A 14,116-nucleotide genomic window follows, 5' to 3' on the forward strand; every position below is an offset into this window, starting at 1 on the left:
GGGGCACCGCACACTGGCAAAAACGCGAACGACGGCGGGGCCGCACCCTGCAGGTTTCAGAATCCCTGGGTGCGGCCCCGCCGTCGGGCTTTCAGTCGGCTGTTTAGACTTCGCCGCCGTGGCGCTCAATCACGTCGCTGGCAAGCTGCTTGCCGAAGGTGGTGTGCAGGCGGAGCGCCTCTGCGGCCCGTGCGTAGTCATGTTCCTTCAGCGCAGCCGTGAGCTCCACGATGTGGCTGTGGTCCATCTTCCTGGCCCACTCCTCGCTGTTGAGGGCCTCGCGCCAGACCGTGCCGATCCCGAGCCGGCGGAAGGCGTCGGTGAGCTGGGCGGAGCCCGCCACGCTGACCAGCCGGTTGTGGTACTTCGCGTTGGTCTTGAGGAATCTGTCCAGTGCTTCCTGGCCGCCCTGGCGCAGTACGGCCAGCTCGTCGGTGAGCCGGCTCAGTTCCGCGATGTCCTCGTCCGTGAACTTCTCGAAGTGGCTGGCCAGGACTCCCAGCTCGATGGTGAGCCGGCCGTCGTAGACACTGTCCGTCAGCTGGCGGGTAATGGGCGCCGGCAGGAATTCGCCCCTGTCCCCCCGGATAACGAGGGATTCGGCAGTCAACTTAACCAGGGCATTGTGGACGTTGCGCGGATCTGACTTGGACTGGACAGCGATCTCCACCGGATCCAAGGCGTGGCGCAGCGGGGTTCGGCGGCCCAGCACCCAGTCCCGGACGGCGTCGTAGGCTGCAAGCTCCTTGACCCTTTCCAGCCGTCCGAAGGCGCCGCGGAAGTACGCCAGCGGCTCCCCTGCAGTTGCCTTGGCGTCTGTTACCAGGCCAAGGAACACCGTGTGCGTGCCGCCGGTGGGGGTTTCGGCAACCCTGCAGACGATGGTGGCAAGGGCTCCGTCCAGCATGGGAACGCCCTCGGCAGACCTGGTGACTGCGACGCCGTCGAACTTGTCTCCGCCCTTGCGGCCGAACTTCATGGCGAGGTCGCTCTGGTCCTCGGCCAGGATGTTGATGCCGAACACTCCTGCCTTCAGCACGGCGTCGTGCGTGGAGCTGGAGCGGTTCAGGCAGGCGAGCATCATGGGAGGTTCCATGGACAGCGATGACACGGCCGACGCCGTCGTGCCGTACAGCTCGCCTTCCACGACGGTAGTGATCACCGTGACGCCGCTGGCGAAGTGGCCAACGACGTGGCGGAAAGCAGCGGGATCGACAGTGATCTCCGCGGCGGGAACAGCCTGTTGTGTATTCATTTCATCCTCCTGGGATTTTATTGCTGGGAGTCGGGTGTGAAGAGTTTGATGAGGGGTGCCAGGCTGTCCAGCTCCTCCAGGCGCTGGACGAGCCGCAGTGCTTCCTCGGCATTCCTGCGCGGGGTCCTGCCGCCGAACTCGGCGTTGGCGTAGTACTTGTCCACGATCTCTGCTTCGCTCATCGGGCTGGCGTAGATATCACCCTTGGGCACGTCCGTCCGTGTCCTGAGCACGGAACCGTCCCGCAGCCGCAGCTCCACTTCGGCGGTGAGCGCTTCCGCCGGCGGAAGGGAATCCACCAGCCGGATCTTGTCCAGCAGCCGCTGCAGGAGCGGATCCTGCATGTGCTCGAGCGTGAGGTGTTCCGGCCGGACCGTCCTGTACATCAGGGCCGTGGCGGCCGTGAACCGGATGCTGAAGGCGCCGGAAACTTCCGGGCACTCCCCGATCACGAAGGGCTGTCCCACGAAACCGTTCAGGGTCCGCGGGGTCACGTGGATGAGGATCTCCTCGATCTCATCTACGTTGAGCGGGTTGTCCGTGGCCAGCCGCACGCAGGCATCCAGGGATGGGTGGCTCGCCCGACACGCGGCCCAGGGCTTGATCACGCAGTCCGCATAAAACGCCTCGCCAAGCCGCCGGGTCACCTTCTCCGGTGCCGGTGCCGTGCAGTACATGTCCAGGAACCCGTGCCGGCCCGCGATGGCGTCCGCCGGGCCGGTGAACCCCGCTTGCGCCAGCTCGGCGGAAACGATGGAGTTGCGGGCGGCGAAGGCGATGGGAAGTTTGAATGCCAGGCTCTGGTCGAAAATGTTGGCCACGGTTCCGGACAGCTGGTTCACCGCGATGCCCAGCGCGTTCCGGATTTGCCCTGCGCCGAGTCCCATGAGTTTGGCTGCGACGGCAGTGCCGCCAAGTCCGTTGACGGTGCCTGTGTTGTCCTGGCCGCTGTAAACGTCAAAGCCCGACGCCGCGGCGAGGCGCGAGGTGAGGTCATCCCCCAGGATCAATGCGGTGAGCAGGTCCCGTCCCGAGGAGCGCTGCTGCTCGGCGACGGCCAGGGCCACCGGAATGGTGGTACCGCTGATGTGGGCAGCGGACTGCGTCCGGTCCTCGTATTCCGCACCGATCGGCTCGAAGTCGTAGGAGCGCATCATCACGGCGTTGACCAGCGCTGCATTGTGCGCCGGCAGCCGGATGCCGTGGACCAGCACGCTTGCTTCCGGGGCACCGCCCCAGTGGCTGGCGAGGTCCAGGACCGCGCGGTTGCCCTGGGCGCGATGGCCGGCGGCGATGTTGCCCAGCGCGTCGATCATCCGGACCTTGGCCCTGGCCACTGTGGCGGCGTCAAGGGCCTCGAAGCCGGTGTCAGCGATATGGCGGGCCACGGTGCCCGTCATGTTTTCCATGCTGTTTCGGGGGCCGGCGGCCGCTACCGTCTGGGCGGTCATGGCGGAACCTAGCCCCGCACCCCGACGGCGATCCGGTCACCGGCGGACGCAGCAGGTACCCCGTCCGAGGCATCGGGGTGGCCGTCGATTTCGTCAAACATGGCCCGGTAGGCGCCGGTCTCCCCGGCTGCCTGGGCTTTGCGGTGGTCCAGGGCGCGGGCGCGGCCGATACTGCCGAGGTAGAAACGTTCGTAGAGCTCAATCCGGCTGCCCAGTGCCGAGCCTGCGAAGTCCCAGGCAGTGCGCATGATGCGGGCGCGTTCCTGGGCGCTGATGCCGTTGGCACCGGGAAGGTACTTTTCCAGCAGCGGGCCGAGCCGGGGATCGTTGAACGCACCGCCCGTGGGGGTTGCCAGCAGGTTGTGCGAGCCCATGGACTTGATGATGTCGTTGATCCGGATCATCCAGCCCGGCATGATGGCGCGCAGCGAACTGATGTCGTCGTGGCAGAAGTACGCTCCGCCACCCCAGTCCGAGGCCCGCAGTTCCGCTGAGTGGATGGCCGCCCGGGTCAGCCGCAGGTAGGTGTAGATTTCACCGAGCATCGCTCCGACGTCGGGCTTGTTCTCGGTCCCGGTCACCTTGGCGATCTGCGTGCACAGGTCGTAGGCGAACTCCAGCTTCACGGCTGCGCGGATGGCCGTCTGCTGCTGAGTGTTGCCGGAGGCTGTGCCGGCATTGATGGAGTTGTAAACGTCCAGGTTGCCGTCGATGAACACGCGGTCCCATGGGACCAGCACGTCATCGAAGATGATGACGGCGTCCTGTTCGTCGAAGCGCGCTGAGAACGGCTTGTCGGCAAAGTCGGCGTCCACACCGTAATGGTCCCGGCAGATGGCGACGACCCCGGGGGTGGCCACCGGGATGGCGAAGGAAATGGCGTATTCCTCGAAGCCCTTCTGGATGGGCACTGCCGGGTAGACGTACAGCTCATCGGCGATCGGCCCGAGGGTGGCGAGCATCTTCGCGCCCTTGACTATAAGGCCCTGCTCGGTCCGCTCCACCACGCGCAGGGTGAGTTCCTCGTTCATGCCCTGCAGCTCGCCCACGCTCTTGTCGATCGCGGCGTGCACGATGGTGTGGGTCAACGCGAGGTCCTTTTCGATCACCTCGCGCTGGTATGCCGCCAGCCGCTGGTGGTACACCGGGTCCCCGGAGCGGTCGAAGATGTCCTTGCGGGAAACGTGCCCGGCCAGGACCACATTGACGTAGTCAGGCGTGCGGCCGAGCATGCCGTTGGAGTACCGGGCCAGGCGGTCGAAGGCACGGTGGCGGCGGGCGATGTCCTCAGCATTTTTGGGAAGCGAGTGGCTCACGTTCATGGCTTCGCCGGTCTCCGGATGGGGTGTAAGGCAGTCCGCCGCGTACTTGTGCTGGTAGTCGAAGTAGCCGGCCATGCCTTCGACAGAGCCTTTGAAGGCCGGGTGCTCAAGGACGGAGATACGCTCCGCTCCCAGCCACACCTCGCGGCCGTCGTCCAGGCCCCGCTTGTATTCTGCCCCGGTGCGTGCACTCACTGTGATCTCCTTCTCAGCCTGATCCAGCGCCTGGCCGGTCCGCTTCCTGTTGAAGTAAAAATATATTCTTGTTCGATTTTATATAACTTGGACCACTTTGACAATGGTTGGTCCTGAGGTTTGCAGACGGGGTTAGCGCCGCGCCCGAAGTTGTGGTTCGAGGGTGCCCGGCACCACCCCTTCGGCGGTCACGGCGTGCAGCTGCGGCAGGTCCGTGGTGAACCGCGCCAGCCGCTTGCCGGACGCGGAGCGTGCGTGACCGTGGGCAACGAAGCTGAGCAGCAGCGGCCGCAGCTGGTCCGAGACGGCACCAAAGCTGTCCTCGGGAAACCCCTGGAGCATCGGAGCGTCCTGCCAGCGCGCCCTGTTTCCGAAGAGGAACGGCAGGTCAAAACAGTGCGGACTTCCGGCCCCAGCAAGCCTGCTGGGAACCGAGAACCGGACCAGCGTGGACTCCACTCCGGCGGCGTCGGCCCGACCGGCTAGCTCAGCCGCGGCAAGGTGGAACTGGTGCAGGCTCATGGCCTCTGCGAGCTTTGCGTGCGGTACGGCGCCGGGCAGCAGGGAATCCAGGAAGTCCACGACCTCGTGGGCCTCGTGGAAGTGGGCAGCCACAAAGCCCGCCACCTGCTCCGGGCCAACAGCAGCCACGGGCACAGCGTGCAGGAAGGCGGCAGCCTCGTTGTCCGTCGTGCTCAGCAGCAAAGCGTCCACATGAAGGGAGGGGGCAGCGCGCCGGAAGTCCATGGCCCAGCCCGGCACCAGTCCATCGTCCGCCGCCGGCACCAGCCCAAGGCCGCGCCCCGCAAATGCCTTGCCGAGTGCTGCCTGGGCTTCCAGGACTGCCGGGACCGGCGCATCAGCCAACAAACTGCCGCCTGCCGCGTCGTCGCCGTCGCCGTCGCCGTTGAGGGAACCGTCCCCGAGGGCGTCCCCAAGGAAGCCGTTGAACAGTTCCCGGCGTTCCGCATAGGCGTCCGCGCTGAGCGGAGGCTGCCAGGGCAGGCTGAACAGCGCTGTCCGGCGAAACAGTCCCCTGGCGGCCGGGGCAAGGCTTAGGACATAGGCGTACCAGGCCCCGGCCGAATGACCGGCAAGGGTGACGGCGGCAGGGTCCCCACCGAAGGTGGCGACGTTGGCCGAGACCCATCTGAGCGCTTGCAGGATGTCCTGCGCGCCCAGATTAAGGGGCACTCCGGGTCCGCCCAGCAGCGCCAGCGCGCCCAACCGGTAACCGACGGTGACCACCACGGCGTTGCCTTCGGCGGCGAGCCGTGCGCCGTCGTACCAGCCCACGTTCCCGGCGCCGCTGATGAAGGCTCCGCCGGGGAGGAAAACGAGGACCGGCAGGTCCCGGGCACCCTCCGGCGTCCAGATGTCCAGCAGGAAGGAGTCCTCGTCCTGCGGCAGGCGGGACAGCGCCGTGCCCATCAACCAGTCCAGGGACCCGGGTGACTGAGGAAACACCGTGGCCCCCGCCTGCGCGTGCCCCGGCACGGGATCACCCAGCGCCGAAAACCGGTCTGCGGCATCCACCCGGTCGCCGTAGCAGACCCCGGGAACATGGACGACGCCGTCGGCCGCCTTTCCGAGGTACTCCCCGCTTCCTGTGGTGAACAGCAATTGGCCTGCGGTTACGCTGCCGCTCATGCCAGCTGGTTGTAGTCGTCGAGGTTCACCGTGCGGGTGATGTTCCAGTAGTCCACAACCTTGTGGGGCCAGATCTGGGAGACGCGGCCAAATCTGTTCTTGTACCAGGTCTGCACGGAGGGATGCCCCCAGGCCTTGGTGGCACTCGCGGCGTCCAGCTTTTCGATGAATTCGTCCAGGACCTCCTGCTTGAGGTCCAGGCCCTTCAGGTCGTTTTCGATAATGATCCGGATGGCCTCGAGGATGTACTCGACGCCGTATTCGATCATCGAGTACAGGCTGCCGTTGACCACATGGCCCGTGTTGGGTCCTGTGACCATAAAGAGGTTGGGGAAGTTGGGAACAGTGATGCCGGCGAAGGCCTTGGCATCGCCGCCCCAGTATTCGTGCAGGTCCATGCCTTCACGGCCGGTGATTTGGAGCGGCTCGAGGAATTCAGAGGCCTGGAACCCGGTGGCGTAGACAATGACGTCCACCTCGTGGAGCACGCCGTCCCTGGTGACGATGCCCTCGGGCACCATGCGCTCAAGGCCCTCGGTGACCAGCGTGGTCTGCGGTTTCTTGAGGGATTCCGCCCACACGCCGTTGTCCCGGAGCATGCGCTTGCCGCCAACGATGTAGTTGGGCGTGACCTTTGCCAGCAGGTCCGGCCGGTCCTGGTACTGCCTGGCCAGCAGTTCAGTCAGTTCGCGGCGCACTTTCTCGTTCACGGCAGAGACGCTGCCCGGCTTGTTCCAGCCCGGCTCGGCGACGGCGGTGTGCTGGCGTCCTTCTACTCCGAGCCAGTGCTGCCAGAACCGCAGCCACTGCCCATAGTGCGGGAGCTTGCGGACCAGCCACCGGACCGAATCGGGCATGTCATCGTAGTAGCCCTTGGTGGGCAGCATCCAGGGCGAGCTGCGCTGGAACACAGTCAGCGCGGACACCTGGTCCACGATGGCTGGAACAATCTGGTACGCGCTGGCGCCGGTACCGATCACGGCCACCCGCCTGCCCGTCACATCCACGCTGTTATCCCACTCCGCCGAGTGCATCTGTATGCCGGCAAAAGATTCACGGCCGGCAACGTCCGGGTACTTGGGCCGGTCGAGTTGGCCCACGGCGGTGATCACGGCATTGAACCGGCGGGTGACCGCGCGGCCTCCGGCGTCAATGGTGTCAACGTTCCACAGGCCCGTGGCCTCGTCGTAGTCCGCGGACGTGACCTCGGTGTTGAATTCGATGTTTTCCAGGATCCCGCCGCGTTCGGCCACCCGGCGGGTGTACTCGAAAATTTCGGGGCCCTGGGAGAACTGCTGGGGCCAGTCATCCCGCTGCGCGAAGGAGAAGCTGTAGGCGTAGTTGGGGGTGTCCAGCCGCACACCGGGGTAGGTGTTTTTCCACCAGGTGCCGCCTACGCTGTGTCCCTTCTCGAACACCGTGTAGGGCACGCCGGCCTGTTTGAGGCGGTAAGCCGCGGCCATGCCGGAGACGCCCGAGCCAATGATGGCCACGCTGAACTCCCGCCCGACGGCGACGTCATCGAAGTTCCACTTCGGCTTGCCGCCATGCCCCTTTACCAGGGCCATGTCATGCATGAGCATCGGGTGATACTCGGGGTCAGCTGAGTTCGTGATCCACGTCAGGATGCCCTGTGCCTGGGCTTCCGTGAGTGCCTCCACGCCGGTCAGTTCCTCATCCCGGACGCGCTTCAGTGCCGCGAAGGCGAGTTCCCGCGCCTGTTCCTGCTGCCAAGCGTCCATGCCGCCGTGGGGCAGGCCTGCGATGTCAGCGGGTGGCTGCGGCGGGCGAAGGTCTTCGCGCAGCAGCGAGAAGTCCCTGGTGACGGCGGCCAGGGCGACCATGAGGGCCGGAAGGTCCGAGTGCTCCACAACCTGGCGGAGGAAGGCGTCGTCTTCGGTGATGGCCTCGTACCGCGGGCGCCAGTAGAGGTCATCCACCACCGCCTCCCCCGGGGCCCGGACTGCTTCGGTGCTGGAGTTGGTCACGGCGGTTCTCCTCGTAATTTTGCGGGATCTGCAGGGGGCCGGCGTGATGCGGGCCCCTCTTTCTGGCTTCCTCAATTCTAGTACCGACTTTGCATAAGTCAATAAAGAAAATATTCTCTATCGGCCGCTACAATAATGCATATGTCGAAAAGTACCGATTCTGAGACGCTGAGCAAGCACATCCGGGATTCACTGCGGAGTGACATACTCTCAGGCCGATGGGCTCCCGGAGAGAAGCTCCAGCTCGCGGCGCTTTCAAAGCACTACGAGACCAGCAGCACGGTGATCCGGGAGGCTCTCACCCGCCTGGTGGGCGACCGCCTCGTGCTCCTCAAACCAAATCGGGGTTTCTTCGTGCCCACCCTCTCGCTGGCGGAACTCAAGGACATCAACGAGCTTCGCTGCAGGTCCGAGGAATTCGGGATAGGGCTGGCCATCGAGCGTGGCGACCTCGCCTGGGAATCCGAGCTCATCGCCGCCCACCACACCCTGGAGCGGACCCCTTACCGGGACACCACCGACGCCCAGCTGACCGAGGCCTGGAACCACGCCCACCAGGCATTCCATGCCAAACTCCTGGAAGCCTGCGGGGTGCCTGTGCTGATCGACCTTTGCTCAACGCTGTCCGATCTCTCCCAGCTCTACGGCCGCTGGGCCGGCACCGCCACGCGTTTCACCAAGCGGGACATTGCCCAGGAGCACCGGGACATCCTGAACGCTGCATTGCAGCGGGATGCGAAACGCGCCTCCCGGCTGATCCGGGAACACTACGAGACAACTCTTAACGCGATCCTCAAATCCGGCATTGACGAGGGCACCGCCCCACAGGGGAAATCGCCTGCCAAGGTCTGATTCCTGACAACGCAAAGCCCTCCGGGAACAGCATGGTTCCCGGAAGGCTTCGTTGTCCCGGCGGAACCGGTGGGTCAGTGGCTGCGGAGCCGGTGCAGAATCTGCGCCCGGGCCTCGGCGAAGCGCGGATCCGCCTTGGTCTCCACCTGGTCGCGGTGGTCGCCGAAACCTGTCTCAATCACGTCCACCACCGTGGCCGGCTTTTCGGCGAGCACAATAACCTTGTCCGCGAGGTACAGGGCCTCGTCGATGTCATGGGTCACCAGGATGATGGTTACGCCCAGGTTGGACTGGAGGTCGATCACCAGGTCCTCGAGGTCAAACCTGGTCTGGGCGTCCACGGAGGCAAAAGGCTCGTCCATGAGCAGGACTTTGGCGTTATACGCCAGCGCCCTGGCGATCGCGACCCGCTGCTGCATCCCGCCGGACATCTCCCAGGGATATTTGTGGCCCTGACCGCCCAGCCCCACAGCCGCAAGGTTTTTCTCCGCCGTTTCGTTCCTCTCCTTCTTGCCCACTCCGCGGCCCTGGAGCGGGAACGCGACGTTTTCAAGCGTGGTCATCCACGGCATCAGGGACCGGCTGTAGTCCTGGAACACCACGGCAAGGTCCCGGTGCGGGCCGCTGATGGCTTCCCCGCCCACGCTCACTGTGCCGCTCCTGGGCCTGAGCAAGCCGGACAGGACCCGCAGCAACGTTGTTTTTCCGACGCCGGAGGGGCCAACGATCGACACGAACTCGCCGTCGTCGACGTCCAGGTTGAGGTTGTCGAGAATCCTGTTCTCGGACTCGCCAAAGCCGTAACTCATCGTCAGTCCTTGGACCTTCAGCAGTGGCAACGACACTGCCTGTTCCTGCTCGGGTGCTGCCTGAACGGCCATGATGGCTCCTTCTTTCGGGTGTTGAATCGTGGATGTCATTTGGCGCCGGACTTGAAGTACCAGCTCAGGATCCTGCGCTCGAAAACGATGAACAGAAGCGAGAGGGTGTAGCCGATGACGCCGACCAGCAGGGCACCCGCCCAGGTTTCGGGCACCTGGAAGGTGGCGGATGAATTGAGGATGTAGAAACCCAGGCCCTTGTTGGCCGCGAACAGTTCGCTGACCACCATCACGGTGATGCCGATGGGCAGGGCTACGCGGATACCGGCCACGACCTGCGGAAGAGCGGCCGGCAGGACCACCCGGCGGAAATGGAGTCCCGGCGGGATGCGGTAGACCTTGGAAAATTTTCGGATGGTGGGCTCCACGCTCAGAACACCGTCTATCGTGTTCAGCAGCACCGGCCACATGCAGGCGAAGGCGATGGTGTAGATCTTGGGCCCTTGCCCGATGCCGAAAGCACCGATGATCAGCGGCACCAGCGCGGCCTGCGGCACCGAACGGAAGAAGTGGATGACAGGGTCAACGATTTCCCTCAGCTTCCTGGTCTCACCGAGAATCAGGCCGCCGGCGATCCCGACCACCACCGCCAGCAGGAGTCCCACGCCCAGATTCGTCAGGCTGTAGCTTGCTCCGGATCCGATGACCCCGTTGGACAGATCCCGGCGCAGGCTGAGCAGGATGTCCTCCAGGGAGGGAATGAAGATGTTGGTGCTGTTAGCCGAAGCGATCCACCAGAAGGCAAAGACGACGGCGATCAGCCAGGTCCGCTGCAGGACGTTCAGGAGCGCTGTGATGAAGCGGCCGCGGTGACTGGACGCGCCTGCCCGCTGCGCTCTCCCTCGTTTCGGTGAAGCCGTGCCCGGGGCGGCCTCGGGGGGTGTACGGAGTGCTGTGTCAGTCATTGGACTGCCTGTTCCATTTGAGGATTTTGCCTTCGGCCAGGTTGAGGAGGCCGGCGATGCCCCAGCCCACCAAACCGGCGAAGAAGAGGTAGGCGAAGGCCTGGTCCCATCGCTGTGCCTGCTGGGCCAGGGTGATCTGCCGTCCGATGCCCGGGGCCTGGCTGAGCACCTCGACACCCACCGACACCAGGATGGCGATGGAGGCAGAGATCCGGATGCCTGTGGAAATGAACGGAGTGGCGCTCGGGAGCAGGATCCGGCGGAACCAAAGCAGCCTGGGAATCTGGAAAGTCCGCGCGGTGTCCACTACGGAAGCGTCCATGCGCCGCGCTCCGTAGATCGTCTGTACCAGCACCGGCCAGAGACAGGAAAGCGAGACGACGAAGATTTCCATTTGGGCGGTGGCCCCCAGCATCATGATGACAACTGGCATCAGTGCCAGGACCGGGAAGGACCGGCCGAAGTCAATAAGGATGGATGTGGAGCGGTCCAGCATGGGCACCGAGCCAATCATCAGGCCCAGCACTGTGCCCACAGTCACTGCAATCACCCAACCGCTGACGGCGGCGGTCATCGTCTGCGCCAGGGACGCCCAGAAAAGCGCGGAGGTGAATGCATTCGCGATGGCCGTGACTATGGCCGGCACCCCGGGGGTCATCGACGGAAGCGATCCGCTCCAGATCACCAGCTGCCACACCACCAGGAGTGCGGCGACGGCCAATAGCCGCTGGCAGGTCAGCCCGATATCGAACGCTCGGATTTGTGTCTTCATGTTTTGTCTCCCAGTCAGGGTTTCTTGGCCGGCCCGGCTGCTATTTCGCAAAACGGGGTGCGCCGCTCCACAGCATCCCCTCCGCAGTCAGTGGGTCCTTGACGAAGCCAAGCTCCTCCATGGCGTCTATGCCTGCCTGTCCTGAGGTGAGGTTGATGGCGGTGTTGACCGGAACGAAGGCCTTGGGGTTGATCTTGGCGGTATCCACCTGCTTGACGCGCGCCGAGATGCTGACGATGGAGGCGGAGTTCGCGGGGTCCGAATAGAACTTGGCGGCCTTTTCCATGGCCTCGTTGAACTTCTTGGCCGTGCCGGGGTTGCTCTTGAGCCACGGCTCAGTTGCGGCCCACACGGTCACCGGCATGTTGCCCTGGAATTCACGGACAGGGCTGGCGATGCTCTTGAACCCTGCATCCACCAGCTGGTGGTAGTAGCTGTCGGCCACGAATGCTGCATCCACCGTCCCCTGCTCGAGTGCTGCCTGCATCCCCGCGTACGGTACGGCGATTTCGGTGAGGGACTTGGGGTCGATCCCTGCGGCCATTGCGGCTTGGAGCATCGGGATGTCTCCGCCGGTGTTCACGCCGTTGACGGCGACATTCTTGCCCTTCAGGTCAGCCACCGTCTTGATGGGGCTGTTTTTGGGGATGACGATGCCGGAGTTATCGGCTTCCGGGTCAACCACACCGTTTCCGGAAATGATCCTGACCGGCATTCCCTTGGCGGTAGCGGTGGTCATGACACCCCAGGACGCCGTGGTGATGTCCGCCTGTCCGCTGACGGTTTGCGCCAGGTTTGCGGATGGATCCGCACCGGGAACAATCTCAACGTCCAGGCCGGATTCCTTGAAGTAGCCCTGCTCCTGAGCGACGTATGCCGTCTCGAAATGGATGGGGGCCACCACCACCTTGATAGCCGACTTGCCGCCGGACTCGCTTCCGGCGGCCGCCTCGCCGGGCGACCCGCAGGCTGCCAGGGACAGCAGTGCCAGTCCGGCAAGCGCTGGGACCAAGGCTTTGGTTAAACGGGAGTAAATCGTGGGCTTTTCCATTCAGGCTCTCCTCGTTGAGAATGCATAATGCGCTTAAAATATATCTTGCTCTATAGATTGTGGCAAGGCTCACAGAAAACCTAGGGTTTGGTTTCTTGGCGTCCTACTGCGGGACGGCAGATGCAACGCCCTCCGGCACCTCCGCGTCCGTATCGCGGTAGCGCCGCGGCCAGACTCCCTGCTTTCCGGGGGACAGGATGCCGTTGGGATCCAGGGCGTCCTTCAGCGTCTCCTGAAGCCGGCGCACGGCGTTGTTGTTGTAGTCGAAACCGTCGGCTATGGCGTCCATGTAGTCCACATGGCTGCGGTAGGGCGCGTAGCCATGGCTGCGGGCAGCCGCGAGCAGAGCTGAGTAGAGCTCCCGTGCGCGTGCCAGCTGCTCCAGGTTGTCGTTTTCGAAGAAAATCATGGTCACATGCACCATGTGGCGCGGGTACAGGTGGTAGCCGATGTAGAGGTCAAAGCCGAACCGGCGGTACAGTTCTTTGGCCTCCCGGTAAAACGCCCACACTTCCTCCCCACGCGCCGGAATGATGGGTGCGGCGTCGATATGCCCGCCGTTTTCTGCCGCCCATGCCACCGTGGACAAGGGTTTAAGTGTTGGCACTCCGGCCATCTGGGTGAGGTCCATGTCCGCAATGTCGGCATAGGCGACCTGCACACCATCAGCACCTTCGTAGAGCCTGGCGTTGACCGTGAACCCTTCGAGCCCCGCAAAGCGTTCCCGGATGATCTCGAGCCTGCGTTGAGCGAGCCCTTTGTCGCCATAGATCGCAAACTTCGCGTTCCACTGGCCGATGCCCATCTCCTGGCGCATTTCCTCCAGGCGGTCGTCCGGGATGGAGCCTTCCCCCTGGTACCAGCGTGACCGCGGCCCTTTCATGGTGGCCGCCCGGACCACGTTGCCGCAGAGGGCGTTGTTTTGGATGACGTCCTCGCGCCGGAGCTGGGTCAGGATGTCCACTAGTTTGGGCATGTCCTCCTCGCGCTCCACCACCACGTCGCCGTTGATGTACACGTCCGGCCAGGGCATCAGCCAGAGGCCGATCTTGGTGACGATGCCGAGGTTGGACTGGGTGAATATGCCGTCCAGGGTGGGGCCGAAGCCGCCTTTGAAGATGGGCCCTAGTTCCGTGCCCTCCATGGCCCACATTCCAGTCCGCACGAGCTCACCGCTGGGAAGGACCACCTCCATGCCGCAAATGGACTGCACGTGGTCCCCCATCGGCGTCATGCCGTAGCCGCGGTCCAGCGCATTGCCGAGGATGGAGCCCCACCCGAGGGCGGGAACGGACATCCAAAGCTTCAGCCCCTCTTCCTGGATGTGCTCGAAAAGGTCGAAGAAGCTGACACCTGGCTCGATGACGGCGTAGTTGAGGTGGTCATCCACCTCGAGGATCCTGTTGAGGCGGCTCAGGTCGAGCGCCACCATGCCGCGCGTGCGGGGTTCCGGTCCCCCGTAGCCCAGGTTCTTGCCCTTGGAAAAGGACCACAGTGGAACGCCGGTGTCGTTGGCGAGCCGGACGACTGCCTGGACCTCCTCCACGGACCCGGGACGCACGCCAGGCCACTTCGCCCGTCCTGGATTCAGGGGGTACGGATCGATGTAGCCCTCCTGGGGCGTGGCTCGGACAACATTGTCGGTGCCGACAATGTCTTCTGCCTGGTCAAGGAATGTGGCTTGGGCGTCCATCTACGTCACGTCACTTTCGGGAGGGGTGCCGCCGCTGCGGCGATAGCCGGGAACGCCGTCGTCGGCGCCGTTTCTTTCATGATGACAAGCCAAACTTCTCA

The 14,116-nt window shown here is 64.3% G+C and carries 11 protein-coding genes; 1 reads left to right on the forward strand and 10 read right to left on the reverse strand.

Annotated features, from left to right (window positions below; genetic code table 11):
• Positions 1-103: 103 nt before the first annotated feature.
• The 5 genes from AC5RUU_RS15340 to AC5RUU_RS15360 form a co-directional block, all read right to left on the reverse strand.
• A complete protein-coding gene (locus AC5RUU_RS15340; RefSeq protein WP_493976056.1) occupies positions 104-1,255 on the reverse strand; it encodes a flavin reductase in 1,152 nt (383 codons plus the stop codon).
• Between the two features lie 17 nt (positions 1,256-1,272).
• A complete protein-coding gene (locus tag AC5RUU_RS15345) occupies positions 1,273-2,706 on the reverse strand; it encodes an MmgE/PrpD family protein (protein ID WP_493976057.1) in 1,434 nt (477 codons plus the stop codon).
• 8 nt (positions 2,707-2,714) lie between these two features.
• On the reverse strand, positions 2,715-4,223 hold the full coding sequence (locus AC5RUU_RS15350; RefSeq protein ID WP_493976058.1) for a 4-hydroxyphenylacetate 3-hydroxylase N-terminal domain-containing protein: 1,509 nt from the start codon (positions 4,221-4,223) through the stop codon (positions 2,715-2,717).
• A 132-nt stretch (positions 4,224-4,355) separates the two neighbouring features.
• The gene (locus tag AC5RUU_RS15355; RefSeq protein WP_493976059.1) at positions 4,356-5,873 is read right to left on the reverse strand and encodes a carboxylesterase family protein; all 1,518 of its coding nucleotides are present in this window, start codon (positions 5,871-5,873) and stop codon (positions 4,356-4,358) included.
• Positions 5,870-7,861, reverse strand: coding sequence for a flavin-containing monooxygenase (locus AC5RUU_RS15360; RefSeq protein WP_493976060.1), 1,992 nt, complete (start codon positions 7,859-7,861; stop codon positions 5,870-5,872). Before AC5RUU_RS15360 ends, AC5RUU_RS15355 begins: the two co-directional genes overlap by 4 nt.
• A gap of 141 nt (positions 7,862-8,002) precedes the next feature.
• Between AC5RUU_RS15360 and AC5RUU_RS15365 the strand changes: the two genes are divergently transcribed.
• Positions 8,003-8,713 (forward strand): GntR family transcriptional regulator, encoded by a 711-nt coding sequence (locus AC5RUU_RS15365; RefSeq protein WP_493976061.1) that lies wholly within the window; start codon positions 8,003-8,005, stop codon positions 8,711-8,713.
• Positions 8,714-8,787: 74 nt separating this feature from the next.
• Here AC5RUU_RS15365 and AC5RUU_RS15370 read toward each other — a convergent pair whose 3' ends face one another.
• From AC5RUU_RS15370 to AC5RUU_RS15390, 5 genes are all read right to left on the reverse strand, one after another.
• Positions 8,788-9,594 carry an ABC transporter ATP-binding protein gene (locus AC5RUU_RS15370; RefSeq protein WP_493976062.1) on the reverse strand — a complete coding sequence of 269 codons (807 nt, stop codon included), beginning with the start codon at positions 9,592-9,594 and terminating at the stop codon, positions 8,788-8,790.
• Between the two features lie 35 nt (positions 9,595-9,629).
• Complete coding sequence (locus AC5RUU_RS15375; protein ID WP_493976063.1) at positions 9,630-10,499, reverse strand: ABC transporter permease; 870 nt, start codon at positions 10,497-10,499, stop codon at positions 9,630-9,632.
• A complete protein-coding gene (locus tag AC5RUU_RS15380) occupies positions 10,492-11,271 on the reverse strand; it encodes an ABC transporter permease (RefSeq protein WP_493976064.1) in 780 nt (259 codons plus the stop codon). Before AC5RUU_RS15380 ends, AC5RUU_RS15375 begins: the two co-directional genes overlap by 8 nt.
• A gap of 40 nt (positions 11,272-11,311) precedes the next feature.
• Positions 11,312-12,322 carry an ABC transporter substrate-binding protein gene (locus tag AC5RUU_RS15385; protein ID WP_493976065.1) on the reverse strand — a complete coding sequence of 337 codons (1,011 nt, stop codon included), beginning with the start codon at positions 12,320-12,322 and terminating at the stop codon, positions 11,312-11,314.
• Between the two features lie 103 nt (positions 12,323-12,425).
• Positions 12,426-14,015 (reverse strand): FAD-binding oxidoreductase, encoded by a 1,590-nt coding sequence (locus AC5RUU_RS15390; RefSeq protein ID WP_493976066.1) that lies wholly within the window; start codon positions 14,013-14,015, stop codon positions 12,426-12,428.
• Positions 14,016-14,116: the final 101 nt, after the last annotated feature.

Source organism: Arthrobacter sp. K4-10C (genome assembly GCF_059090085.1).

Bases quoted from the DNA above. Each gene is read 5' to 3' on its own strand.
- AC5RUU_RS15345 (WP_493976057.1), bottom strand. From the start codon at position 2,706: ATGACCGCCCAGACGGTAGCGGCCGCCGGCCCCCGAAACAGCATGGAA.
- AC5RUU_RS15370 (WP_493976062.1), bottom strand. From the start codon at position 9,594: ATGGCCGTTCAGGCAGCACCCGAGCAGGAACAGGCAGTGTCGTTGCCA.
- AC5RUU_RS15365 (WP_493976061.1), top strand. From the start codon at position 8,003: ATGTCGAAAAGTACCGATTCTGAGACGCTGAGCAAGCACATCCGGGAT.
- AC5RUU_RS15340 (WP_493976056.1), bottom strand. From the start codon at position 1,255: ATGAATACACAACAGGCTGTTCCCGCCGCGGAGATCACTGTCGATCCC.
- AC5RUU_RS15355 (WP_493976059.1), bottom strand. From the start codon at position 5,873: ATGAGCGGCAGCGTAACCGCAGGCCAATTGCTGTTCACCACAGGAAGC.
- AC5RUU_RS15380 (WP_493976064.1), bottom strand. From the start codon at position 11,271: ATGAAGACACAAATCCGAGCGTTCGATATCGGGCTGACCTGCCAGCGG.
- AC5RUU_RS15375 (WP_493976063.1), bottom strand. From the start codon at position 10,499: ATGACTGACACAGCACTCCGTACACCCCCCGAGGCCGCCCCGGGCACG.
- AC5RUU_RS15385 (WP_493976065.1), bottom strand. From the start codon at position 12,322: ATGGAAAAGCCCACGATTTACTCCCGTTTAACCAAAGCCTTGGTCCCA.
- AC5RUU_RS15390 (WP_493976066.1), bottom strand. From the start codon at position 14,015: ATGGACGCCCAAGCCACATTCCTTGACCAGGCAGAAGACATTGTCGGC.